Below are 25,508 nucleotides of genomic sequence, written 5' to 3' on the forward strand. Positions count from 1 at the left end.
AATGACTGTTTCCAATCACTTTACAATACCAAAGGGAAATTTAATAAACAGTAAAGGAAAAATAGACCATAAATAGCCAAAATTTTACCATATTTCTTCATTTTCTTAATAAAATATTGAAAAGCAGATCACAAATTCGAAGAGGAATTTTGATGTATTTAAGAAGGTTTTTTGTATCTTAATAGTAAACGTGCAAGAAGTTCTTATTTTTGTAACAAGAAATGGATTTTTAATCAATACCAAATAAGACAATGAGCTTAAAAGCAAAAGTGCAAGAGGCCATGAAAGCGGCCATGAAAAGCAAAGATAAAGTTACATTAGGCACGTTAAAACAATTGAAAGCAAAAATTCAATTGGCAGAGACAGCTCAAGGAAAAGATGCAGTGTTAACAACAGAGGAAGAAATGAAACTGTTGATGAAAGAAGCAAAGCAACGTAAAGAATCTGCTGAAACATATCAAACATCTGGTAGAGAAGATTTAGCAGAAGTTGAACTTGCTGAGTTAGCGGTAATAGAATCTTATTTACCAAAGCAACTTTCTGAGGAAGAAATTGCTGCTGGTGTGAAAGAATTGATTGCAGAAGTAGGAGCATCTTCACCAAAAGACATGGGTAAAGTGATGGGAGCAGCAGGTAAGAAGTTTGCCGGTGTTGCGGATATGAAAATAGTTTCTGCTAAGGTGAAAGAAGCTTTAATGTAGGCTAAACATTAAAAAATAAGATAGTGGAACAAGATTTAGGTTTTTTTACATCATACATCAGAATTACTGATATCATTCTTGCAGGAATGATTGTATATGGTGCATACAAAGGTTTTAAAAGAGGTTTCCTTTTGGAAATTATTTCAACAATTGTTTTTGTTGTTGGAGCGTCTTTGATTTTTTTCGGAGTAGCAGGAGCCTTTTCTTCATCAAAAACGTATGTTGACACACCTAAATCAACAGTTTTCTTTGCTTATGTCGTATTCTTTTTTGGTGGGACAATGGGGCTCAACCTTTTAGGGAAATGGCTGCAAAATAAAATTGATTATTCTGTATTGGATGATTTAGATAATGTAGCCGCTTTAATACTTGGCGGTTTTAAATATGCTTTATCTTTATCTGTAATCTTAGGTTTGTTTAATTCCGCTGGATTAGGTTTACCCAAAGATGTTACAGAAGATTCAGTAGTATATCCAAAATTATTAGATCTAAATGATTGGGTTTTAGATGCAGGAGGTACTATAATGCCAAGTATGAAACGGTATAGTAAAGAGATTCACGAATTATTTGAAGAAAATTTATAGGAAAAGGGAAGTTTAATTACTTCCCTTTTTTATTTTTGTAAGCAAATCAAATTTCCACTATGATATTATTATTAGATAACTTCGATTCCTTTACATATAACCTTGTAGATTATTTTACACAATTAGGTCAAAAAGTTGAAGTAGTGAGGAATACTACTCCTTTGGAAGAAATTGTTGTTTATAAATATGATGCCGTCGTATTATCGCCCGGACCTGAAACTCCTGATAAAGCAGGTAATATGATGGAAGTAATTGATTACTATCACAAAACTCATCCCATCTTAGGTATTTGTTTGGGGCATCAAGCGATTGGTGAGTATTTTGGAGGTAAAGTGATCAAGGCACTTAAGCCGATGCATGGTAAAATTTCTAAGATCAATGCAGAATCTTCTAAGTTATTCGAAAATATTCCCTCAGTACTTTCTGTAGTTAGATATCACTCTTTGATATTATCTGATGTACCTAACACTGTGAATGTGGTAGCTTCATCTAAGGAAAATGAAGTAATGGCAATAGAACATAATGAACTTCCTGTTTATGGTGTTCAATTCCATCCTGAAGCTATTTTGACAGAATTTGGATTGGATATTTTAAAGAATTGGATATCAACTTGGTAGGAGGGATATAGAAAAGTGCTATTTTACTTTTTATATCCTATAATGCCATCAAATAATACATCGATATTTAAAAAATCAATGCTTATATTTATACATGAGAAGTATGTGATTTAAAGTTTTACGATAAGATTAACGATTTTTATCGAACTAGAACCTCAAATTTTTCCCAAAAACATTTTCTCAATTTAGCAAGAAATTAAGCACTCTCAATTAACTCTATGGCGAGGTTAAAACATATAATAAAGCAATTATCTGAAAAAGACTACGAGGCGATAAAGAATTCTCTGATGGAAAGTAATGCTGAAAAATCAGCTTATTTACTGTCATCAATGAGAGAAAAAAAGATGTCTGATCAGCAAGTAATGTCTGAATTAGATGTAAATACGAATGCTTACTATACGCTTAGATCAAGATTAAATCAAAAGATAGAAGAATATTTACTACAACAAATGGAAAGTCCTAGGGCAGACCTTTTGAAAAAAGTAGCCAATATTCATGAGATGATTTTTACGAAAAAAAGAGCCATCTCTGTTGTTACATTAAAAAAGCTTGAAAAAGAGCTTTTAGATTATGATCTATCCAATGAATTAACAGTTGTCTACAAAGCTTTAAAACGATTACATATCAATTCACCAGATTATTTTGTTTATTCTCAACTTTACAATAAGCATGTCGCTTACATGTTGGCAGTAGATAAAATTGAAGATATATTGGCCGATTATTTTAAAAAATTTGGCGTTTATGCATTTACTGGTGATGAAATAGATAAAATGGGGCTTGATTTATTACATAAAGAAATGCAGAATACCTGTAAATTGTATGAATCACATAGGCCATTTGTATATCAAAGTTGCATGAATATTTTTCATCGTTTATTTATTGAAGATGACTCTCAAGTCACATTTGATGAAAATGAAGATGCAGAACCAATAGAGGATATATTCTTAAAAATTGATCAGGTTTTTGATCAATATCATATGGATTCCATTTATTTCCATTTACATAATGTATTTGAGTTCTTAAAATTAGAGTACTATACCCATTATGGTGTTTTCCGTAAGGCAAGTAAATATTTTGAGTCAGTGAATGAAGATGTCGTGCCTTTATTGATGCATAGTAATCTATACACCTTTCCTTCTCAATTTTTACAAACAAAATTACAAAGGGCTTTACAGACAGATACACAGACGGAATTATTTGAATCCAATAAAGATGTATTTGAAAGTTATGAACCAGACAAAGAAGACATACCAAATTATGTTTCATATGTGGTTTATCGGGCAATGTCTGCTTATCATGCCAAGGAATTTGATGAAGCTGCAAGATTTTTAAATAACCTTCTGAATGAAGTAAGTTTGAAAAAATATCCTCATGCTTTCTTGGAGGTAAAATGTCTCTTGGCTTTACAATATGTTTGTATTAGAGATTATGAATTGTTTAATCAACTTGCAAATAGTATTCAAAGGCAAATTCGTCTTATGGGTAAAGAAAGTTGTCCTTCAATTACATTATTCTTGAAAATGCTTAAAACAGGAATGAGTGAAGCGAAAAGAGATAAAATGTCTAAGGTTTCTAATATTATAACAAAATATACACAGATAAAATCTCCATATATTTTTGCTCCAACTCGACAAATCAGAATGGATGATCAATTTATACGCTATGTAAGCGGAGAGATTGATTGAAAAAATAAAGCATTAAAAAAGGCTGAATCAAAAATCTGATTCAGCCTTTTTTATTTCCATTGTTCTAGATTTCTAATAAAGATAGGTTCTTTTGCGTCAATGGTTTATTCACATATTTTTTAACGTAACTATAATTTTGTGAACGACTAATATCTTGTGGATTGATAGAAGAAGTTAACATCACAATTTTACATTTACTTTTAGTTTTTTCAGTCAATTGATCAAATAGATCTAAAAATTGAAAGCCATCCATTAAAGGCATATCAATATCCAGGAAAATAAGTTCTGGTAAAACCTGATCAGCAATATCACCGAGTTTTTCAATATTTCTTAAAAATTCAATTGCACTTTTTGCACCTGAATGAATAAAAATATTATCGGAAATTTTTGAAGCTTCAATCATTTTTTGGTTGATGAGATTATCTATTTCATTATCATCAATCAACATTACAGAAAAGTATTTGTTTTGAGCCATATAATATGTGTAAGCTGATAGGTATTTATCTATTGTATGTCTTGAGTAACAATTTTTATGTTTAATGTATTACCGTTCTCTTGAACAATATAACTAATGCTAGTTTTAACTCAAAAAAAAGTAGTCTTTAATATTAATGATTTTAGCTATTTAGGTGTAAGTTCTACTATTAAAAGTAAAAAAAAGAGCTTCTAAAATTAAGTATTAGAAGCTCTCTTTCATGTGTTATATGTCAAATTTGATACCCTGTGCTAAAGGTAGGACTCTACCGTAGTTTACAGTATTTGTTTGTCTTCTCATGTAAGCTTTCCAAGCATCAGAACCAGACTCACGTCCACCTCCAGTTTCTTTTTCACCACCAAAAGCACCGCCAATTTCAGCACCTGATGTGCCAATATTGACATTAGCAATACCACAATCAGATCCTGCAGCACTCAAAAAGGCTTCAGATTCTAATAAATGATTAGTGAAAATTGCAGATGAAAGGCCTTGCTTTACATCATTTTGAATTTGAATGGCATTTTCAACCTCTCCTTCATATTTTAAAAGATATAAAATAGGAGCGAAAGTCTCATCCTGTACAATTTCGTAATGATTTTCAGCTTCGATGATCGCAGGATAAACATAATTATCTGATAATCCTTCTGCTTTGTAAGAATCACCACCAATTAATAAGTTTCCACCTTCTGCTTTAGCTTTTTCAATTGCAGCTTTAAAAGAAGCAACAGCATCTTGGTCAATTAATGGTCCAACCAAGCTACTTTCATCTAATGGGTTACCAATAGATAATGAAGGGTAAATCTTTAAAAGACGGTCTTTGACTTGTTGGTAAACACTGCTGTGAACAATTAACCTTCTTGTTGAAGTACATCTTTGACCACAAGTACCAACAGCTCCGAAAACTGTAGCACGGATAGCCATTTCAATATCTGCATTTTCAGTAATGATCAATGCATTATTTCCACCTAATTCTAAAAGAGATTTACCTAATCTCTTCCCAACTGCTTCACCAACTTTTTTACCCATACGAGTAGAGCCTGTAGCAGAGATAAGAGGGAAACGGCTGTCATTTGACATTTTAGAACCAATTGATGCATCACCAATGATATAACTAAATAACCCCTCAGGTAAATCATTTTCATTCAAAACATCTTGCAAGATATATTGACATGCAATAGCTGTAAGAGGTGTTTTTTCTGATGGTTTCCAAATACAAACATTACCACCAATAGCAGCAATCATTGCATTCCAAGACCAAACAGCAACAGGGAAGTTGAAGGCAGAAATGATACCGACTAATCCAAGTGGATGCCATTGTTCAAACATTCTATGATCTTGTCGTTCTGATTTCATTTCAAGACCGTATAGCTGTCTTGATTGCCCAACAGAGAAGTCACAGATGTCGATCATTTCTTGTACTTCACCTAATCCTTCTTGATAAATTTTACCCATTTCGTAAGTAACTAATTTACCAAGAGGTTCTTTATATTTTCTTAAAGCTTCACCAATTTGACGTACAATCTCACCTCTCTTAGGTGCTGGTAAAACTTTCCATATTTCAAATGCTTTTTGGGCTTCAGCAATGATTAATTCTAAATCATCTTCTGTTGCCATTTCTACTTCAGCGATTAGTTCACCGTTTGTAGGAGAATAGATTTTTCTAGTTTCACGATTGGGATCCAATTTTGCAAATTTTCTACCAGTGGCGTAGGCAGGATTGCGTTTTTCGATTCCTAATTCTTTAAGGAAATCTAATTGAATTGAAGTTGTATTCATGTTGTTCTACAATGTGTTTTAATGGTATGCAAATTTGATGAAAAAGAATTTGAAGACAAAGAAAAAACCTTAAAAATAAACGTAAGAATTACAGTTATATCTCTAAGGTTTTTACATTGTGAGCTTTAAGATGTTATGTGTTCCTTAATTTTGCATTAAGAAAGCTTTAATGAAATCATCTAAATCACCATCTAATACTTTTTGAACATCAGTTTTTTCAACACCTGTTCTAATATCTTTAACTAATTTATAAGGATGCATTGTGTAGTTTCTGATTTGAGAACCAAAATCAACACGTTTCTTAGAATTTTCAACCTTTGCTCTTTCAGCATTTCTTTTCTCTACTTCTTGTTGGTAAAGGCGAGATTTTAACATCTTAATCGCTTTTTCCTTGTTTTGAAGTTGAGAACGCTCTTGTTGACATTCGACAATAATTCCAGAAGTATGTCTCAAACGAACGGCTGTTTCGACCTTATTTACATTCTGTCCACCGGCACCTCCTGAGCGGAAAGTCTCCCAAGTAATATCTGCAGGATTTACTTCAATCTGGATAGAATCATCTACTACAGGATATACGAAAACTGAACCAAATGTAGTGTGTCTTTTTCCACTCGAATCAAATGGGCTTAGTCGAACCATACGATGTACACCAATTTCAGATTGTAGATAACCATAGGCAAAGTCACCTTCAAATTCCAAAGTTGCTTGTTTAAACCCAACAACTTCACCTTCATTGATATTGACAACTTTAACTTTATAGCCATGAGATTCACCCCACATTTTATACATTCTGAAAAGCATTTCTACCCAATCATTGGATTCTGTTCCTCCAGCTCCTGAGTTGATTTCCATCATTGCACTTAAGCTATCCTCTTCATTACTGAGCATTTTTTGGAGTTCTAAAGCCTCAATAGCGTCTTCCGTTTTTTTACCTTCAGCTTCTAATTCTTGCTCCTCAACATCACCTGCTTCGTAAAATTCAAATAAAGTTTCTAAGTCTTCAATCAGTGCTTTAACTTCATCAAATTTATCCACCCAAGACTTTAAGCCTTTTATCTCTTTTAATAGAACTTCAGCTTTTTTAGGATCATCCCAAAAGCCAGCAGCAGTTGTAAGTACTTCTTTACTGTCTATTTCTTCTTTTTTAGAAGAAATATCAAGATAGCCTTCAAGTGCGTTTACTCTTGTGTTTAATTCCTTCAACTGAGATGCATTCATATTCTATCTATTTTTTCGTCCATACCTACTCTTAATAAGCAGTATGACGTACTATCAATTCTTTTGAAAGTTCAAATATAGGAGATTTTTTTAACCTAATATGGACTTACACTTATTTTAAAAATTCTATTTGAACTATAATTTAAAGATTTTTAATACTTTTTTTTCATCAAAATGTAAGTATTGTGTGTCACGAATAATGCATGACAAATCTAAATAGTTAAATTTGCCTTTATGAATTGGAAAAACTTCTACATACTCGGTCTGTCTAGTTTACTTTTTATGTCTGTCTCTTGTGATAAGATTAAGAAATCTTTTTCAAAAGCAGTGGAAGAAGGTAATATCCAAAATAATCGGGTAGCACTTGCAAGAGTGAATGATAAAGTATTATATGATACTGAACTAAAAAGTCTATTTACAGAGCGAATGTCTCATAAAGATTCAGTCAATATCCGAGATCGATATATTAATACTTGGGTAAGAAGAGTAATCACTCTAGAAAATGCAACTTCACATGTTGATGTTGAACAACTAGATTTAGATAGAAGGTTAGAGGAATATAAATTTCAGTTGATAATGCACGAGTATGAAAGAGAATACATCGCTACGCATATGGATACTGTTGTGACAGATGAACAAATAGAATCGTACTACAAGAAGAATGCAGATGATTTTATTTTGAAATCCAATATCGTTAGAGGAATTTTCTTGAGATACCCCAATTCAGCACCTGATTTGAAAAAAGTAAAGGGTTGGATGAAGAGTGAAAAAGAAAAAGATGAAGAAAAACTGAAATCTTCTGCTTTTGCTTATGCAGATTTTGTACATTTGGAAGATTCTGTATGGTTAGATTTGGATGAGTTGTTATTTGGAACTCCATTTATGAACTCACAATCTGAAGTAACAAACCTACTGAAGAGAGATAAATTCTGGGAAGCAAATGATGAATCAAATACTTATATCTTTAAAATTGAGGATTATAAGATTGTAGATCAAACGCCACCAATGCAGTTCGTTTCTCAACAGGTGAAGAATGTCATCCTTGGAAAAAGAAAGCTTAAACTCAGAAGTGAGCTAGAAAGTAAACTTTATGAAGAGGCTACAAAAAATAATGAATATGAGATTTACGTCTCAGAAGAATAAAATGCTAAACAAAGAAATACTTTACTTGAAGTATAAACTTAATATGAATCAACGTACTTACACATTAATAGGATTATTATTCCTTTTTACGACATCTTTATTTGCTCAAGATGATGTTGTTCCTGTAGATAAAATTATCGCGAAAGTTGATAATAATATTATTCTATTATCAGAAGTTGAAGCTGGCTACCAACAAATGTTGTCAAATGGTCAATATCCTAAAGATCCAAAAGCAGCAAAATGTGATATCTTAAAAGGATTGATCGTTAATAAAATTATGTATGCGAAAGCTCAGATTGACTCTATTGAAGTAGACAATGCTCGTGTAGCTGATGAACTTGAAAGACGTATGAATTACTTTATTCTTCAAGCAGGCTCACAAGAAAAATTAGAAAAAACCTTAGGTAGTTCTGTGAATGACCTTAGAGATGATTTAAGAGATCAAGTGAAAGAACAAATGACTGTTCAGACAATGCAACAACAAATCATCTCAGGTGTAACAATTACTCCTAAGCAAGTGAAAAAATATTACGAATCTATTCCTAAGGATAGTATTCCATTCTTATCAGCAGAAGTAAAAGTTGGACAAATTGTTCGTGAACCTCAAGTTTCTGAATCTGAAAAAGAAAAAGCGAGACAACAACTTTTAGATATTAAGAAAAGAATCGAAGACGGTGAAGATTTTGGTGTTTTAGCAAAGCAATTCTCGCAAGATTATGGTTCAGCACGTAAAGGTGGTGACTTAGGATGGCACGGTCGTGGTGAATTAGTACCTGAATTCGAAGAAATATCTCTTACTATTGAACCTAATGAAATTGCAGATCCAGTTGAATCTGATTTCGGTTTTCACTTGATTCAATTATTAGAGAGAAGAGGTGGACGTTTTAGAGCAAGACATATCTTGATTCGTCCAAAATCAAATTACCAAGATGTAAAAGACGCAGAAGTATTCTTAGATAGTATCAGAACGATGATTGCTGAACAAGATACTTTAGGTTTTGAAAAAGCTGTAAACTTATATTCTGATGATCAACCTACAAGAGCAAATGCAGGTTACTTCAAAAATAACTTAACAGGTAGTTCTTACATGGCAACAGATGAATTAGACCCTGTTGTATTCTTTGCGATTGATACAATGAAAGTAGGAAGTACCTCTAAGCCATTAAAATACAGAACAGAGGATGGTCAGGATGCTGTAAGGATAATTTATTATTCTGATTACAAAAAACCTCACTACGCTAATCTTAAAGATGATTATCAAAAATTGCAACAAGCAACATTGAATAGTCAAAAAAATCAAATCCTAGAAAAATGGATTAAGAGTGCAAAAAATGATGTATTCATTGAGATTGATCCTGAATATGATACATGTAATATTCTAGATGGAATCTAAAAAATATTCAAATAAGAAAGTCTTCTCCACAAGGAAGGCTTTTTTAATGTCTAATAAGTTCTTAATCTTCCATTTATTATTTTAAAACCTTCTTGATTTATTCCTTAAAATCCTTTAATTTCAATAGTCCTAAATTGGGAACAAGAATAAGAACTATTCTATTTAATATTTAGCCCATTGTTTAGTCGCTAGAATAACAATTAAAACATGACATCAAAAATAAGCTTTGGCTCTGACAAGGAAGCTGCTGATGCACTTCACCAAAAATATAATCAATTAAAAGATGAAATTGGCAAAGTTGTCATTGGTCAAGAAGATACTGTACACTTTGTTCTGACTGCTATATTTAGCCAAGGTCACGCTTTATTACAAGGTGTTCCCGGGTTAGCAAAAACATTATTGATCAATACTGTAGCGCAAGCTTTAGACCTTGACTTTAGTAGAATCCAATTTACACCTGACCTTATGCCTTCAGATATTTTAGGGGCAGAAACAATGGATCAGGATCGTAAGTTTAAATTCGTAAAAGGACCTATTTTCTCAAATATAATTCTTGCGGATGAAATTAACCGTACGCCTCCAAAAACACAATCAGCTCTGTTAGAGGCAATGCAGGAATATAAAGTGACTATAGCAAACCAAGAATTTCAATTAGAAAAGCCATTCTTCGTATTAGCAACACAAAACCCTATTGAGCAAGAAGGTACTTATCCATTACCGGAAGCACAATTAGACCGTTTTATGTTTAACATTATCTTAGATTATCCCTCTTACGCTGATGAAGTGAATGTGGTGAAATCAACGACAAATGATGAACGTAAGGAAGTCAATAGAGTAATGGGCTCAGAAGAGATTCTTTATTATCAACATTTGATTAGAAGAGTTCCAATTGCCGATAATGTAGTCGAATATGCAGTGAAGTTAGTACACAAAACTAGACCTAATTCAGAATTAGCAGAAGAATATACCAATAAATTTGTGGATTGGGGTGCAGGACCAAGAGCGTCACAATATTTAGTTATTGCTGCAAAATGTCATGCTATCTTAACTGGTAAATATTCTCCAGATATCGAAGATATAAAAGCAGTGGCAGTAAGTGTATTAAGACATAGAGTTGTAAGAAACTTTAAAGCAGAGGCAGAAGGAATTACGATTGTAGATATAATTAAAAAACTACTCTAATTGTAGAAAATCATAAAGTATAGAGGTCAAATAAATCAGTTTATTTGACCTTTATTTTTTTAAAGGTTAAATTATATACTAACTCAATTAGTAACAGCATTATATCCTTATTACATGAACTATTTATTTCCCCAAAAAGTACTTTCTATTTTATTAATGATGATATCTATATTTTCTTATGGACAAAAAAAGCAGAATTATATAGAATCAGCCAATGGAGTTAGTTTCGAAATGATTTTTGTAAAAGGAGGTTCATTTGAAATGGGAGATAGAGTAGGTGATTTGACTTTAGATTCTGGTATCAATCCATGTTTACCAATTCATAGAGTAACGATTAAAAATCTCTTTGTTGGAAAATTAGAAGTGACACAAGAGTTATGGCAAGCTGTAATGGGAACCAACCCGAGCGAACAAAAAATGGAAGAACATCCAGTGGAAACGGTTTCATGGGATGACTGTCAATTATTTCTGCAAAAACTCAATACTGCTACAGGAAAACAATATCGTTTGCTTACAGAGGCCGAATTTGAGTATGTAGTAAGAGGGGGTAAAAAAGTTGCAGATACAAATGCTGCAAATGAAAATATTCAAGATAGAGCTTGGATTGCTGCCAATACAGATGAAAGAGGACATCAGGCAGTAGGTACAAAACAACCAAATAATTTGGGTATTTATGACCTTCAAGGAAATGTATGGGAGTGGGTAAATGATTGGTATAGTGAAACTTCTTATAAACAATCTGTTGCTTCCAACCCTCAAGGCATTCAAAATGGAAAAGAAAAAGTATTTAGAGGAGGATCTTTTAAAAGTGAAGAAGTATTTACACGCCCTTCTTATAGAAATTATGATACACCGGATGCAAAACATAACTTCATTGGTCTAAGAGTAGCAAGGTCGCTTTAAGACTCTTTTTTAGAAAGTTCCTTTTTCTTGTTATAAGCAATAAATAAAAAGCCTAATGGAGCAAAAATAATGGTTGGTACTGTTGATAATTCTGGATTCGGAGTTCCCTTGAAAGAATGAACAGTATACGTTGCTAAAATTGCGATCGCAGACGGGATGAGTACACCCTTTACAAATTGTCCTTTCGAAGTATATCTTTCGCATAATGCTGAAACATATCCACCAAAAATAAAAGTGTAGGCGCTTTGTTTAAGTGCGGCAGTTAAGGCTTGACTAACTGAATTGGCATCGTAATAATTGATTCCAAAAACCATTATTCCTAAAAAAAGAGCACCTGCAAGCCCATATCTTATACTTATATATGTCTTTATATAATGTTTTATTGAATCAATCATTTAATTTGTCTTTGGGTTGAGAAATTTTTTTAACTAAAATAGCAATCCTAAAAATATATTCATAGTGTATTTTTTAATTTGCTTAAAATAGAGATTAACAAAAAAACAGACTTTAGATATGACACAGCAAAAAAATGCTGAACAATTTAGTAGTAAATGGGGTGTTATTTTGGCCTCTCTTGGAATGGCTATTGGTGCAGGTAATCTATGGCGTTTTCCAAGACTAGCAGGACAGTATGGAGGAACTTTTATTATCCTTTGGTTCCTTTTTTTATTCATATGGTCTATTCCAATTCTTTTGTCTGAATTTTCAATAGGAAAGAAATTTAAACAAGGCGTGATTTCATCTTTTGCACAAGCAGCAGGTGAGAAATATACATGGATGGGTTTCTTTATCACTATTTGTACTCTAGGCATTACCTTTTACTATTCTGTTGTGACTGCTTGGGGATTGAGGTATGTAGGACTCTCGGCAACATTACTTGATGATAAAAATGCATTAAATAATCTAAACCCAAATTACCTATCAGAATATTGGATTAATGTATCTAATGGAAGTATTATGACTGTTTTACTTCATGTTGGTTTTGTGATTTTTGGCGTTTTCATGTTGTACAAGGGTATTCAACAAGGTTTAGAAAGAGTGAATAAGTTTTTAATCCCTTCTCTTCTCTTTTTAATGCTGTTAGTTTCAGCAGTTGCATTATCTACAGAAAACGGCCCTAAAGGAATAGAATATATGTTTCATATCGACCCTGCTTTATTTTTTAATTCAAAAGTTTGGATCGAAGCAGTGACACAATCTGCTTGGAGTACAGGTGCAGGTTGGGGATTAATGTTGACGATAGCCTCTTATTCAAGAGAAAAAGAAGATGTTACTTTTAATATACTAGTGAGTGGAATTGGAAATAACATAGCGTCATTGATTGCAGGTATTGCAATTTTACCCGCTGTTTTTGCTATTGCAGCTACTGATCAAGAAGCCATTTCATTTTTGCAGTCAGGAAACACAGCTTTGACTTTTACAATTATTCCAATGCTTTTTGCTAAGATACCTTACGGTGAATACTTAGGTTTAGTCTTCTTTGTAGCGTTTACAATGGCAGCATTTAGTTCATTGATAAGTATGATAGAGTTGTGTATTAGAACTTTTACAGATTTAAAATTCTCAAGATCTATTGCTAGTGTTATTACTGCTTTTCTTTGTATTGTATTAGGAATGCCTTCCGCATTAAGTCAGGATTTTTTCTCTAACCAAGATTGGGTTTGGGGATTAGGTTTATTGATTTCAGGGTTATTCATCAATTTTGCAGTTCAGAAAAATGGGATTACGAAGTTCAAAGAAGACTATATTGATAGAGATTCAAGTATAATAATTCCTACAGCACTTTATAAGATAGCAATGTATGCTAATATTGGTATCGGAGTGTTTTTAGTTTGGTGGTGGATGTCACAAGGCTATAGTGCAAACCCTTGGTTTACAGAGGATGGAAACTGGAATTTTGTTGATGTTTATTCTAATGCAACAATTGTAACGCAATGGGGTATTGTAATTGTTTTAGGAATTTTATTAAATAAATGGCTTTTCAGAAAATTTGTAAATAAAGAGAAGATAAGGTAATCCCTTTGTATCTTCGCAGTTCAAAGATATTACTACAATCATCCTATTAAACAATGATTTCCTTTCCAAACGCAAAAATTAATATTGGATTAGCCATTACAAGCAAACGTAATGACGGTTTTCATGATATTGCATCTTGTTTCTATCCTATTGGATGGACAGATATCTTGGAAATAATTCCGAGTGAGGAACTTCTATTTCAAAGTACAGGAATTGAAATTCCGGGTGATGAAAGTGGAAATTTGTGTTTAAAGGCTTATCATCTTCTAAAGGTTGATTTTCCTCAAATTAAACCTGTCGCTATGCATTTACATAAAGTAATTCCAATTGGTGCGGGGCTAGGAGGTGGATCAGCAGACGGTGCTTATGCATTGGTAATGTTGAATGATTTATTTGATTTAAATTTAAGTCAAGAAAAATTAGAAGCTTATGCTTTAGAACTAGGAAGTGATTGTCCTTTCTTTATTTCAAATACACCAACTTGGGTTACTGGAAGAGGAGAAGAATTTTCTACGCTTGATTTATCATTGAAAGGTAAATGGATTGCGATGATTAACCCTAATATTCATATTTCTACAAAAGAGGCTTATTCTGGTGTATTACCAATGAAATTAGAGGAAGATTTGAAGAAAGTGATTGAAGGAGATGTAGAAGAATGGAAGGAAAAAGTAAATAATGACTTTGAGCAAGGGATTTTTAAAAAATATCCTGAAATCGAAAATATCAAAAATCAACTTTATGCAATGGGAGCCTCTTATGCGAGCATGACGGGATCAGGTTCTACATTGTATGGTATATTTAATGAAAAGCCTGACATAAGTATATATTCAGCACTTTCTACATGGGTTGGAGAATTAGAATAATTACTGATAATACCGTATAAAACCTTATTAACACTTCAAAAAGTCAATTTTGAAGTGTTTTTTTATACCTCAACATAAACTGAAAAGATGACTTTTGTTATGTTTTGTTGACGACTTTAATAAATATATAGAAATAAATACAGCTATTAAACATTGCTTAATCATGTGTAAGTAATTGTTATTTAGTTGTTTAAGTGTTTGATTTTTTGTTTTTTTTAATGAAAAAAGCCCTTGTTTAGATTTATTCAAAATAAGGTTCTACTGACCTTGATTATTGTATCTGTTTTAGTTGAGATATAATTTTGCAACGAAATAAATTAGAGAACTATCTCACCACAATATTTTATCTAAAAGTTAATTTTTATGAGTTGGCAGAAATCGTTGAGTAGTACAATCGGGAGAAAGATTATGATGTCTCTCTCTGGTATTTTACTCATCTTATTCTTAGCTGGGCACGTGTCTGGTAACATGACGTTATTAATGGGTAAAGCAGAAGCTTTCAATTTATATGCTCATTTTATGTCTACTAACCCTATTGTACAAGTAGTAGCTAACGTTTTTAAATTATTCTTCTTAGCACACATTGTTTATGCTATTATCTTAACAGCACAAAACAAAAAGGCTAGAGGAGGACAAGCGTACAAAGTAACAAACAAAGACGGTTCACAAGTATCAAAGTACATGGGAGTTTTAGGTTCTGTTATCGCTGTATTCTTAGTAGTGCACTTAGGCCAGTATTGGGCAGTAATGCACGAGTTAAGAGGAGAAATTTCTACAACTATGGTTGATGGTGTAGAATTAAAAGATCTTTATAGCGTTGTTGCAGCCTCTTATACAAATCCTGTAATTGTTGCTGGATATGTAATTTCTATGTTTGTATTAGCTTTCCATTTATGGCATGGCTTTGCAAGTGCTTTCCAAACATTAGGATTAAATAATAAGAGATATACTCCAATTATTGCTTTCTTAGGAAAAGCTTATTCTATTATTGTTCCTGTATTATTCGGAGCAATTCCAGTTGTAATGTTTATTAGAGGATAGTCAAAACATCTTCTCTGAACAAAATATTACAAGGTTATTAATCAATAACAATAAAACTATAGAATAGAATGTCATTAGAATCAAAAATACCTGCAGGCGATTTAGCCAGTAAGTGGGAAAAACATAAATTCAACGTAAAACTTGTTAACCCTGCTAACAAGAGAAAATTTAATATTATTGTAGTAGGTACAGGTTTAGCAGGAGCTTCAGCTGCTGCAACTTTAGCAGAATTAGGATACAATGTAGACGCATTCTGTTTCCAAGATTCACCTCGTCGTGCACACTCTATTGCTGCACAAGGTGGTATCAACGCTGCAAAAAATTATCAAAATGATGGTGACTCAGTTTACCGTTTATTTTATGATACAATCAAAGGTGGTGATTATAGATCTCGTGAAGCTAACGTTCACCGTTTAGCAGAAGTATCTACTGAAATCATTGATCAATGTGTAGCTCAAGGTGTACCTTTCGCTCGTGATTATGGTGGGTTATTGGATAACCGTTCATTTGGTGGAGCTCAAGTATCCCGTACTTTCTACGCTCGTGGTCAAACTGGACAACAATTACTTTTAGGTGCTTACTCTGCTTTATCTAAAATGGTAAACACTGGTAAAGTAAAATTACATACACGTAAAGAAATGCTTGATGTAGTGAAGATTGATGGTCACGCTAAAGGTATTGTAACACGTGATTTAGTAACTGGTGAAGTTCAATCGCATGCAGGTCATGCAGTATTGCTTTGTACTGGTGGTTACGGTAACGTATTCTTCCTTTCTACAAACGCAATGGCATCTAATGGTTCTGCTGCATGGAGAGCATACAAGAAAGGAGCTAAGTTTGCTAACCCTTGTTTCACTCAAATTCACCCTACTTGTATCCCTGTACACGGTGATTACCAATCAAAACTTACGTTAATGTCTGAATCATTACGTAACGATGGTCGTGTTTGGGTACCAAAAGATAAAAAACATGCTAAGATTTCTGCTGCTGATGCGGTAAAATTACCTGAAGCAGAAAGAGATTATTACTTAGAAAGAAGATATCCTTCATTCGGTAACTTAGTACCTCGTGACGTAGCTTCTCGTAATGCGAAGATGGTATGTGACGAAGGAAGAGGTGTAGGTGTTACTGGTCTTGCAGTATTCTTAGACTTCGCTGACGCTATCAAGCGTGACGGTAGAAAAACAATCGAACAAAAATATGGTAACTTATTCGATATGTATCAGCAAATCACTGATGACAATCCGTATGAGGTGCCAATGATGATTTATCCTGCAGTTCACTACACAATGGGTGGTCTTTGGGTAGATTATAACTTATCAACTAACGTTCCTGGTCTTTATGCATTAGGAGAGGCTAACTTCTCTGATCATGGTGCTAACCGTTTAGGTGCATCAGCATTAATGCAAGGTCTAGCGGATGGTTACTTCGTAATTCCTTACACAATTGGTGATTACATTGCAACACTTCCTCTAGGACAAGCTGTTGATAAATCAAATCCTGCTTTTGCTGAAGCTGAAAAAGCTGCTCAAGCAAGAATCGATAAATTATTAAATATCAAGGGTAACCAAACTCCTGATGATATCCATAAGAAATTAGGCCACATCATGTGGGAGTATTGTGGTATGTCACGTAACAAAGAAGGTTTGGAAAAAGCTCGTGGTATGATCCAAGAATTACGTGCTGAATTCAACAAAGACCTAAAAGTGATTGGAGCTAATGAGGAATTAAACATGACGCTTGAGAAAGCATTACGTTTAGAAGACTTCTTAGAGCTAGGTGAGTTGATGGTCATTGATGCTCATAACCGTTCTGAGTCTTGTGGTGGTCACTTCCGTGAAGAATCACAAACTGAAGAAGGTGAGGCATTACGTAAAGATGATGAGTTCTCTTACGTTGCTGCTTGGGGTTATGAAGGAGAAGGTAACGATCCTTCATTAACGAAAGAAGACCTAGTGTTTGAAAACGTGAAGTTAACACAACGTTCTTACAAGTAATTTTATCGATTGAGCTAATATATTGATTATTAGCTCTTTCAAAACAATTCATTAAACAGGTTGTTAGAAAAATAACACCTACAATTTGAAGATCATGGCAGGAAAAACAATTAATATAAAACTTAAAATTTGGCGTCAGGCGGGTGAAAACAAGCCGGGTAAATTTGAGTCATATGAAGTAAATGATGTATCTGTTGATATGTCATTCCTAGAAATGCTTGACGTTCTAAATGAGAACGAATTAAAGAAAGGTAACGATCCAATCCACTTCGATCACGATTGTCGTGAAGGTATTTGTGGTATGTGTTCTTTATATATCAATGGTAAGCCTCACGGTCCTAAACATGGTATCACTACTTGTCAGTTGCATATGCGTACTTTCAGTGATGGTGAAACTATCGTTGTTGAACCTTGGAGAGCTTCTGCATTTCCAGTATTAAAAGATTTGGTTGTAGACCGTACTTCTTTTGATAGAATCATGCAAGCTGGTGGATACGTAACTGTATCTACAGGTGGTGTACCTGACGCAAACGAAATTGCAATCCCTAAAACAGTAGCGGATGAAGCAATGGATGCAGCGCAGTGTATCGGTTGTGGTGCTTGTGTTGCTGCATGTAAAAATGCTTCAGCAATGCTATTCACTTCAGCTAAAGTATCACAATTAGCATTATTACCTCAAGGTGGTGCAGAACGTAAGCGTCGTGCATTAGCAATGGTTGAGCAACATGATGCTGAAGGGTTCGGTGCTTGTACAAATACTGGAGCATGTGAGGCTGTATGTCCAAAAGAAATTTCTATTACTCATATCGCAAGGTTGAATAGAGAATTCGCTCGTGCATCATTCAGTGGTAACGAAACAGATTATCAGAACTAATTAAATATTAGTTGTATATTGCAAAGAGAATAGGTTATATATCTATTCTCTTTTTTTTATCTCTCTTTTTTTTAATCATGAAAAACAAACTACTTATTGTAACATTATTATTAATGTTGACTACTCTAAACACTTACTCTCAATCTAATCCTGAAAAGCAAACACTTCAAGCAAATAATATTACTACAAAAAATGGATTAAGTTGTAAAGTGATATTAGGCTTCCCTTCTTCTAATTTTTTGGATTTTGAAGGTAATGACATTGAAGAACCTTTTTCTGGAATCACTCTCGGTTTACAAGTTGGAAATCGATGGTATTTGTATAGAAAAAATAAAATGGGCTTAGCGTTAAATGTAAATTGGTTGGATATAAACATCGACCTTAAAACTTCAAGTTATAATCTTTATGATAAACGAGGAAATATAACAAGATCAAATTATGATAAAGTAAATATTGATATTTCATTTTTGGAATTTGGCCCAATGTATACTTATACATTAAATAACATGACAGCTATCGATTTTTATTATAATCTGTGTCCAAGGTATATTTCTTATGATAATGAATATTCAATGCTAGAAGGATTTACTTTTTCAAATACAATTGGCTTAAACTTTAGGTATAAAATATTTAGTATTGGATTAGAAGCAAATGTTGGGAAAATAAATGTAAACCAACAATATACTCAAGCTTTCATTTTAGAAAATAATACTGTAATAGATTTAGAGCGGGATACCACTACAACAACTAAAGTGAAAGCAAATAATTTTATGCCTAAGTTTACATTTGGTGTTAAGTTTTAAATTATAAAAGTATAAATAAGCAGTATATAAAAATAGATAGATAGATACTAAAAGTAGGTGAAGAGAGGAGGTCGTTTATTAAATGAAAATCAAGACAACATTTAAATAAATACTATGAAAAAGTTCGCTCTACTATTCATCTTGACTGTAGTGTCTATCAGTTCTTATGCACAGGATAAATTAGTTAATATCGGTTTTGGAGGAGGTCTATCAGTAATGTCTACAAATGGAAATGACAACAAAATGAGTGGTGTCGGAGGACATTTTTTTGTTGATTTATACATTAATGTAACGCCTAATTTATCACTAGGTGCAGAATATGAAGGTGCTATTGGTGCTTTAGAGCCTAATAACGATTACCCTGCTAACTTTGGTAATACTGACGTGAGAAATATTTCTGGAAAAATTCTCTATCACTTTGGTCAAAATAGAGTAAGACCTTATATCGAATTAGGTATCGGGCAGTACACAATGGTAGCAGGACAATACTACCCTGATTTAGATACGAATATTGAAACAGAACGTCCAGAACCAACCTCAACGATTGGATATGCTCCTGAAGTAGGTGTAGATCTTGGTTGGATAGGGTTTGGAGTTGTTTATCATATTGCTCCAAATTTAGAGATTACTGATAGTCAAAATGATGTTTTTGATATTAATTACAATAGTCTTGAAGTTCGTGCAGTGATTAACCTTTCATTTATTGAAAGATAATTCAAAAAATAGACAACCTATTTTAAATAAATATCGTATTATTTAATAAGTGTCAACAATTAAAATTATAAAAAATAAAATGAAATCATCTTTAGTCGCATACGTATTATGGTTTTTCTTTGGACTTCTTGGAATCCATAGATTCTATTTAGGAAAAACTACTTCTGGAATAGTTTATTTATTAACAGGAGGTGTTTTCGGTATTGGTTGGATCATTGACTTATTCCTAATTGGAGGTATGGTTGATGAAGCTAACTTTAAAGCTGGAAATATGGCGGCAATGGAAAATATGATGAACAGATAGTCATAAAAATTATAGATAGGATAAAGGTCTAGCATTACGATGTTAGGCCTTTTTTGTTTTATTATTAAATAGGATTCATTAATTTTGATTCGAATATTGATTTAAACCTAATATGATTTTTTTATACAATGAGCAAACTTATACCTATTCTTATTTTATTCATTTGTACTTCTGTTTTTGGTCAGGATTTATCTATTAAAAAGGGTTATTTAGTAACTAATGAAGGAGATACTACACAAGTAATGCTTCAACATAATGACTTGAAAAATTTTAATTACTGTCATGTAAAAAATGGGAGTGAAATAATAAAATATGAACCAAATGAATTAAAAGGTTATTATTTTGTGAATGGAGAGCATTATGTTTCAAAAAAGATAAAAATTAATACTGATACCTACAAAGAATTGTTTTTAGAATATATAGTTGAAGGAACAAAAAGTATTTATTTATCTAGAGAAAAAGGTTACAAAAGAAAGACCACAGAATAAATAATTATTTACTACTCTATTTTGATAATGCGTCTATAAATGTTGTAGATAAAATAAATAGAATTGAAAAACCTAGTATCAATGTTTTAACAAAAATTACTAAACAATATCACGATGAAAATTGTGGAGAAAATAGCTGTGTTGTATACACAAAAGGTAAAGGTAAATTATATCTTTCTATTTCACCTTTTTATGGTGTTACTGTTAATCGATTAGACAAATCTAGATATTCTACATTTGGTGCAAATGTAGTTTTTTGGTTACCACGATTAAGTGAAAAAATATATTTTAAAACAGGCTTCAATAATAATTCTCTGAATAAAGAACTTACAGAAGAAGAAGAAAGTTTTAGCTCTTTTAATTCAATTCCTTTACTAATTGAATATAGATTTAGTAAGAAAGCAATTCAACCTAAATTAAATTTTGGGATCAATTTAAATTTTTATGAGGAAAATGGAGTAGCTTCTCCAAATTTACATGGAGGTATTGGATTAATAGGTAGACTCAATCAGAAAATTTCATTTTTTACGGAATTACAATCTGATATTTATCATTTATCTATCAATGATTCTCCTTTCTATAATAATTCTTTTGTACTAGGAGTAGAAATATCATTTTACTAAAAAAAACACCTTCTCTAAAATACATAAAGAGAAGGTGTTTTTTTGTTTTTTTAATTCAGCAAATTACCAATTTTTATTTCCAGGAAATACATTCTAGGTGTAATAGGGCCGTAAACAAAAGCTGCATCTTTATCAGGTCCACTGACAAACTGATCCTGCATTTGATTAAATATATTTTTTACTCCACCTCCAATTTGGATGTTTGTCTCTTTGATAAATTTGGTAGTGTATGAAACTTTTAACCCCATATCAAAGAAAGATTCTGTTTTAACTAATTCTTCTTCTGTAGTGAGTTGGCCATCTACAAATCCACCAGGTATATAAGGCACATACATACTCCCAGTATACACTCCAGTTAGAGAAGTTGTCCACTTTTGAATAGGACGATAGTTTAGTGTTAAAGAACCATACTGATTGGGCGTTCTAAGAATATATTTAGATGTACTTGTCTCTTCATCTCCCCATTGATTTTCCTCTTCGTATTCGGCAGTTTGAATAGTGTACCCAAGTTGTGCATCAAACTTATCAGAAGGAGCAATCTTAGCTTCAATGTTCAAACCTTGTACAATAGCATCAGAAGTAGAGTTTCTTTTAAAATTGATTAAAGTACCATCTTCTAGATATTCATATTGATTATCAAATCTATCTTTTATTCGAGTATGAAAACCTTCGACTAAGAAGTAAGTTTGAACTTTTCCAATTTTCTTTTCATAATCCCAAGCCAGATTATAGGATAAGGAAGTTTCAGGTTTCAAATTAGGATCTAAAACAGTTCTTACTGCTTGTCCTCCTGCAACTTCTATATGTAGATCTTCTGAAAACATTTGTGGAGCTCTAAAACCTGTTGCAAAACCACCTCTTATTTGCATATCATCTGTAATGTTATACTTCATATTGATACGAGGATTAAAAGAGGGGAGACTTTTATTATTTTGACTATTCTCTAAATCTTCAATCATAACATAATCTAATCGAGCACCAATCAAAAGTGAGAGTTTTTCCCCTTTCCATTCATTCTGAGCAAAAGCAGCCATTGTATTGGAAATTTGATTTGAGACCTCAACTTTAGCTACACTCTCACCTGTATCAGGATCTTTATAGGCATTTTTTTGATCATTAATCTTATCAGAAATATATTCAACACCTGCCACAAAGTACATAGATGAATTAAACATTTTCCCGAGGTCTTGATTTAATTGTAAACCACCGATAAAAGTTCTTCCTGTAGTCAAACCATAGCCGTCAGGTGCTTGATTGGCACCATAATAACTGTCCCTATGAACGTATTGTAAATTAGAATACGCATTGATATGAGTTGTATTATTTTTACTAAACCAATCATAATTGATACTACCACCAAGGATATTCATATCAATCATTTCAGTAATATCTGACTGTTCAGGTTTGAGATTAAATTTATTACCACCTCTTCTTTTTTCATTTAAATATTTAAAATCAAAAGTAAACTTATTTTGCTCATTTATTTTATGATAAACTTTAGTTCCAATGGAAGCCGTTTTTAATTCAGGTAGCTCACTGAAGTCGTCTTTGATAGGTGATCCTGTTGGATTTCCATCATCATCTAATTGGTACCATACATCATCTGGGTTAGCATTCCAATAATCTCTGTGGCGATAAGAACCAAAGATATATGCTCCTGTTTTATCATTTTTAGAGACAATTGAAGTATTAAAATAAGTATTGATATCATTTGATTTACCATCAATTGTACCATAATTCGTTCCTATTTCATAAGTATTAAATTGAGGAGCTTTCGTGATAATATTAACAGTTCCTCCAATTGCGTTAGCTCCAAAAAGTACTGAGCCTCCACCGCGAACTACTTCTACTTGGTCTACCATTGAAACTGGAATTTGTTCCAAACCATAAACACCAACCAATCCATTAAAGATTGGGCGGCTATCTACCAATATTTGAGTGTATGGACCTTCTAAGCCATTTAATCTTAATTGACTTGCACCACAATTGCCACACGTATTTTCTACTCTGGCGCCAGATACGAAATTTAATCCATCTGCCACGACCTTTGCATTTGAAGCAACAAAAAGTTCTTTTCCAACTACATTTACAACAGCAGCAGTTTCTTTTCTACTTTGTTCTCTTCTGCTACTTGAAACGATGACTTCATTTAACTGTAGTAAATCTTTATCTAAATTGAATTTTAACTCTAAACCAGCTTTAGCAATGATTTTTTGTTCAATAGGTTGATACCCAACTGCAGAGATAAAGAATTTATATACAAGTCCTTTTTCTAAATGTATTGAAAAATGCCCTTCAGCATCGGATGAGGTTCCCAATGCTCCATCATTGACAGCAATAGTAGCAAAAGGAATATGTTCTTTACCTGAAGTGATATGACCTTTGACAGTTATTAGATCTCCTGCATAGCTGATTCGAAAGAGAAATATTGAAAGAAATATAGCTAGATAAGCTTTCATAGCTGTATATTTTTATAATGCTAATTTTTATTTTATGTAAAGCTAAATAAAAATTTTAGACAAGCCTAAAAATATTTTATTATTTATTTTATACTTAATGAAATTTAATGATTAAGTGATAAAAAGTAGAAGATGACTAATTTGTTGTAGTGATTTAATTAACTTGTTGTAAATGAGAAATATATACTACTTTTGTTTCTTGGTGTTACTATCATTTTGTATCCAGTCTTGTACTACTACGAAAGAAAAGTCAACAACCAAAAATACAGTCATTTTAGTATCAATTGATGGATTTCGATTTGATTATCATGAATTATATAATACGCCTAATCTTGATTTGATTGCTCAGAATGGAGTAAAAGCTAAATCAATGATACCTTCTTATCCTAGTAAAACATTTCCAAATCATTATGCGATAATTACTGGTATGTACCCACAAAACAATGGGTTAGTTCATAATAACTTTTATGATCCGGAAAGAGATCAACATTACCATATTGGAATGGGGAAAAAGGATGGTTCTTGGTTTAAGGGAACACCACTTTGGAATCTTGTAGAACAACAAGGACAAAAGTCAGCAGCTTTTTATTGGCCAGTTTCTGATGCTAGAGTAGAGGGAATGACACAAACGTATTATTACAAATACAATAAACCCACACCTTATTTAGAACGTTTAGATCAAATTGAAAAATGGTTGGCTTTGGATGATGAAGTTAGACCAACATTTATCTCTACTTATTTTTCTTTGGTGGATACAAAAGGACATATGTTTGGACCTAATGCTCAAGAAACAAAAGAGGCAGTAGAATATATAGATGGTATAATTGGAAAGTTATATGACATTGTAAAAAAGTCAGGTAAACCAATTGACTTGGTTATTGTTTCCGATCATGGGATGCAACAAGTCGATGTAGATAATGCCATCGTTTTAGAAAGCTTAGGTAGATTTGAAGATTTTGAATGTGTCAATGGAGGTGGAATTCAATATATGTTATACCCAAAAGAAGGTGCTGATATTGAACAAGCATATCAAAAACTAAAAGCTCAAGAAGATAAAGGTTTTATTGTTTATAAAAAGGAAGATGCTCCAAAGGAAATTCATTATTCAAAAGGGGTAAGAATTCCAGCGATCTATTGTGAAGCAATTCCTCCAATGACATTTAGAAAATTAAGAGGTAGAGTTAGTAATGGTATGCATGGTTTTAATCCGTATCAGGTGAAAAATATGCATGCAATATTTTACGCAGTAGGAGATCATTTTCAGAAAGGTAAAACAATTGAATCTTTTGAAAATGTGAATGTATATCCTGCATTAGCCAAGATATTATCGTTAAAAGTACCTGAGTATGTTGATGGTAAAGAAGAAGTACTGTTGCCTGTAATGAAAGGTTTCTAATTAAAAAAGCCATGTAAAACACTTGATTTTACATGGCTTTTTTTAGAATTGAAAGAGAGTATAAAATAAACGCTGTCCGAAATTTTTAAATTTTATATATTGAAAATTATGGCAAAGCAATCACAAAAAGAGAGTGCTGAGTTTCAAAAAATGCGAGACTTAGCACTCAAACAACTCTTATCAGGAAAATCTCTAACAGGGAAAGGAGGTGTATTTGCACCTTTATTGAAACAATTTTTAGACAGTGCTCTTG

At 32.6% G+C, this 25,508-nt stretch carries 23 protein-coding genes and 1 pseudogene; 19 read left to right on the forward strand and 5 right to left on the reverse strand.

The features are described from left to right. Window positions 1-251: 251 nt before the first annotated feature. From ACXAHM_RS01810 to ACXAHM_RS01825, 4 genes are all read left to right on the forward strand, one after another. A complete protein-coding gene (locus tag ACXAHM_RS01810; RefSeq protein WP_474958683.1) occupies window positions 252-701 on the forward strand; it encodes a GatB/YqeY domain-containing protein in 450 nt (149 codons plus the stop codon). 23 nt (window positions 702-724) lie between these two features. Next, complete coding sequence (locus tag ACXAHM_RS01815; RefSeq protein ID WP_474958684.1) at window positions 725-1,285, forward strand: CvpA family protein; 561 nt, start codon at window positions 725-727, stop codon at window positions 1,283-1,285. Window positions 1,286-1,344: 59 nt separating this feature from the next. Beyond that, window positions 1,345-1,902 carry an anthranilate synthase component II gene (locus ACXAHM_RS01820; RefSeq protein WP_474958685.1) on the forward strand — a complete coding sequence of 186 codons (558 nt, stop codon included), beginning with the start codon at window positions 1,345-1,347 and terminating at the stop codon, window positions 1,900-1,902. 218 nt (window positions 1,903-2,120) lie between these two features. Then, window positions 2,121-3,587 (forward strand): hypothetical protein, encoded by a 1,467-nt coding sequence (locus tag ACXAHM_RS01825; RefSeq protein WP_474958686.1) that lies wholly within the window; start codon window positions 2,121-2,123, stop codon window positions 3,585-3,587. A gap of 64 nt (window positions 3,588-3,651) precedes the next feature. Here ACXAHM_RS01825 and ACXAHM_RS01830 read toward each other — a convergent pair whose 3' ends face one another. From ACXAHM_RS01830 to prfB, 3 genes are all read right to left on the reverse strand, one after another. After that, entirely contained in the window at window positions 3,652-4,062 is a 411-nt protein-coding gene (locus ACXAHM_RS01830; RefSeq protein ID WP_474958687.1) for a response regulator, read from the reverse strand. 225 nt (window positions 4,063-4,287) lie between these two features. Next, window positions 4,288-5,838 (reverse strand): L-piperidine-6-carboxylate dehydrogenase, encoded by a 1,551-nt coding sequence (gene amaB / locus ACXAHM_RS01835; RefSeq protein WP_474958688.1) that lies wholly within the window; start codon window positions 5,836-5,838, stop codon window positions 4,288-4,290. Window positions 5,839-5,982: 144 nt separating this feature from the next. Continuing rightward, entirely contained in the window at window positions 5,983-7,056 is a 1,074-nt protein-coding gene (gene prfB, locus ACXAHM_RS01840; RefSeq protein WP_474958689.1) for a peptide chain release factor 2, read from the reverse strand. A gap of 282 nt (window positions 7,057-7,338) precedes the next feature. Between prfB and ACXAHM_RS01845 the strand changes: the two genes are divergently transcribed. The 4 genes from ACXAHM_RS01845 to ACXAHM_RS01860 all read left to right on the forward strand — a co-directional run bounded on the left by ACXAHM_RS01845 (window position 7,339) and on the right by ACXAHM_RS01860 (window position 11,677). Continuing rightward, the gene (locus ACXAHM_RS01845; protein WP_474958690.1) at window positions 7,339-8,199 is read left to right on the forward strand and encodes a hypothetical protein; all 861 of its coding nucleotides are present in this window, start codon (window positions 7,339-7,341) and stop codon (window positions 8,197-8,199) included. Next, window positions 8,174-9,592, forward strand: coding sequence for a peptidylprolyl isomerase (locus ACXAHM_RS01850; protein ID WP_474958691.1), 1,419 nt, complete (start codon window positions 8,174-8,176; stop codon window positions 9,590-9,592). The genes ACXAHM_RS01845 and ACXAHM_RS01850 overlap by 26 nt, the downstream gene beginning before the upstream one ends. A 207-nt stretch (window positions 9,593-9,799) precedes the next feature. Then, the gene (locus ACXAHM_RS01855) at window positions 9,800-10,774 is read left to right on the forward strand and encodes an AAA family ATPase (RefSeq protein WP_474958692.1); all 975 of its coding nucleotides are present in this window, start codon (window positions 9,800-9,802) and stop codon (window positions 10,772-10,774) included. 114 nt (window positions 10,775-10,888) lie between these two features. Next, a complete protein-coding gene (locus tag ACXAHM_RS01860) occupies window positions 10,889-11,677 on the forward strand; it encodes a formylglycine-generating enzyme family protein (RefSeq protein ID WP_474958693.1) in 789 nt (262 codons plus the stop codon). On the opposite strand, the gene ACXAHM_RS01865 is transcribed toward ACXAHM_RS01860, so the two are convergent. Beyond that, window positions 11,674-11,991, reverse strand: coding sequence for a hypothetical protein (locus ACXAHM_RS01865; RefSeq protein WP_474958694.1), 318 nt, complete (start codon window positions 11,989-11,991; stop codon window positions 11,674-11,676). The genes ACXAHM_RS01860 and ACXAHM_RS01865 overlap by 4 nt on opposite strands. A 199-nt stretch (window positions 11,992-12,190) precedes the next feature. On the opposite strand from ACXAHM_RS01865, the gene ACXAHM_RS01870 reads away from it, so the two are divergent. The 9 genes from ACXAHM_RS01870 (at window position 12,191) to ACXAHM_RS01910 (ending at window position 20,777) form a co-directional block, all read left to right on the forward strand. Then, window positions 12,191-13,693: a sodium-dependent transporter gene (locus tag ACXAHM_RS01870; RefSeq protein ID WP_474958695.1), complete on the forward strand. Its 1,503-nt coding sequence runs from the start codon at window positions 12,191-12,193 to the stop codon at window positions 13,691-13,693. Between the two features lie 53 nt (window positions 13,694-13,746). Beyond that, window positions 13,747-14,556 (forward strand): 4-(cytidine 5'-diphospho)-2-C-methyl-D-erythritol kinase, encoded by an 810-nt coding sequence (ispE, locus tag ACXAHM_RS01875; protein WP_474958696.1) that lies wholly within the window; start codon window positions 13,747-13,749, stop codon window positions 14,554-14,556. A gap of 363 nt (window positions 14,557-14,919) precedes the next feature. Continuing rightward, on the forward strand, window positions 14,920-15,597 hold the full coding sequence (locus tag ACXAHM_RS01880; protein ID WP_474958697.1) for a succinate dehydrogenase cytochrome b subunit: 678 nt from the start codon (window positions 14,920-14,922) through the stop codon (window positions 15,595-15,597). Window positions 15,598-15,665: 68 nt separating this feature from the next. Beyond that, on the forward strand, window positions 15,666-17,594 hold the full coding sequence (locus ACXAHM_RS01885; RefSeq protein WP_474958698.1) for a fumarate reductase/succinate dehydrogenase flavoprotein subunit: 1,929 nt from the start codon (window positions 15,666-15,668) through the stop codon (window positions 17,592-17,594). Between the two features lie 109 nt (window positions 17,595-17,703). Then, complete coding sequence (locus ACXAHM_RS01890; protein ID WP_474958707.1) at window positions 17,704-18,468, forward strand: succinate dehydrogenase/fumarate reductase iron-sulfur subunit; 765 nt, start codon at window positions 17,704-17,706, stop codon at window positions 18,466-18,468. 77 nt (window positions 18,469-18,545) lie between these two features. Next, window positions 18,546-19,271, forward strand: coding sequence for a hypothetical protein (locus tag ACXAHM_RS01895; RefSeq protein ID WP_474958699.1), 726 nt, complete (start codon window positions 18,546-18,548; stop codon window positions 19,269-19,271). 114 nt (window positions 19,272-19,385) lie between these two features. Then, a complete protein-coding gene (locus ACXAHM_RS01900) occupies window positions 19,386-19,985 on the forward strand; it encodes an outer membrane beta-barrel protein (protein WP_474958700.1) in 600 nt (199 codons plus the stop codon). A gap of 79 nt (window positions 19,986-20,064) precedes the next feature. Next, entirely contained in the window at window positions 20,065-20,289 is a 225-nt protein-coding gene (locus ACXAHM_RS01905) for a TM2 domain-containing protein (RefSeq protein WP_474958701.1), read from the forward strand. A gap of 128 nt (window positions 20,290-20,417) precedes the next feature. Next, the gene (locus ACXAHM_RS01910; protein ID WP_474958702.1) at window positions 20,418-20,777 is read left to right on the forward strand and encodes a hypothetical protein; all 360 of its coding nucleotides are present in this window, start codon (window positions 20,418-20,420) and stop codon (window positions 20,775-20,777) included. A gap of 673 nt (window positions 20,778-21,450) precedes the next feature. On the opposite strand, the gene ACXAHM_RS01915 is transcribed toward ACXAHM_RS01910, so the two are convergent. Further along, complete coding sequence (locus ACXAHM_RS01915) at window positions 21,451-23,859, reverse strand: TonB-dependent receptor (protein ID WP_474958703.1); 2,409 nt, start codon at window positions 23,857-23,859, stop codon at window positions 21,451-21,453. Window positions 23,860-24,031: 172 nt separating this feature from the next. Between ACXAHM_RS01915 and ACXAHM_RS01920 the strand changes: the two genes are divergently transcribed. Together ACXAHM_RS01920 and ACXAHM_RS01925 are read left to right on the forward strand one after the other, a co-directional pair. Continuing rightward, window positions 24,032-25,255 (forward strand): alkaline phosphatase family protein, encoded by a 1,224-nt coding sequence (locus tag ACXAHM_RS01920; protein ID WP_474958704.1) that lies wholly within the window; start codon window positions 24,032-24,034, stop codon window positions 25,253-25,255. A gap of 108 nt (window positions 25,256-25,363) precedes the next feature. After that, window positions 25,364-25,508 (forward strand): annotated as a pseudogene (locus tag ACXAHM_RS01925) (IS256 family transposase); the annotation flags it as partial.

The sequence above is a fragment of the Flammeovirga sp. AWQ4_249 genome, from assembly GCF_056161045.1.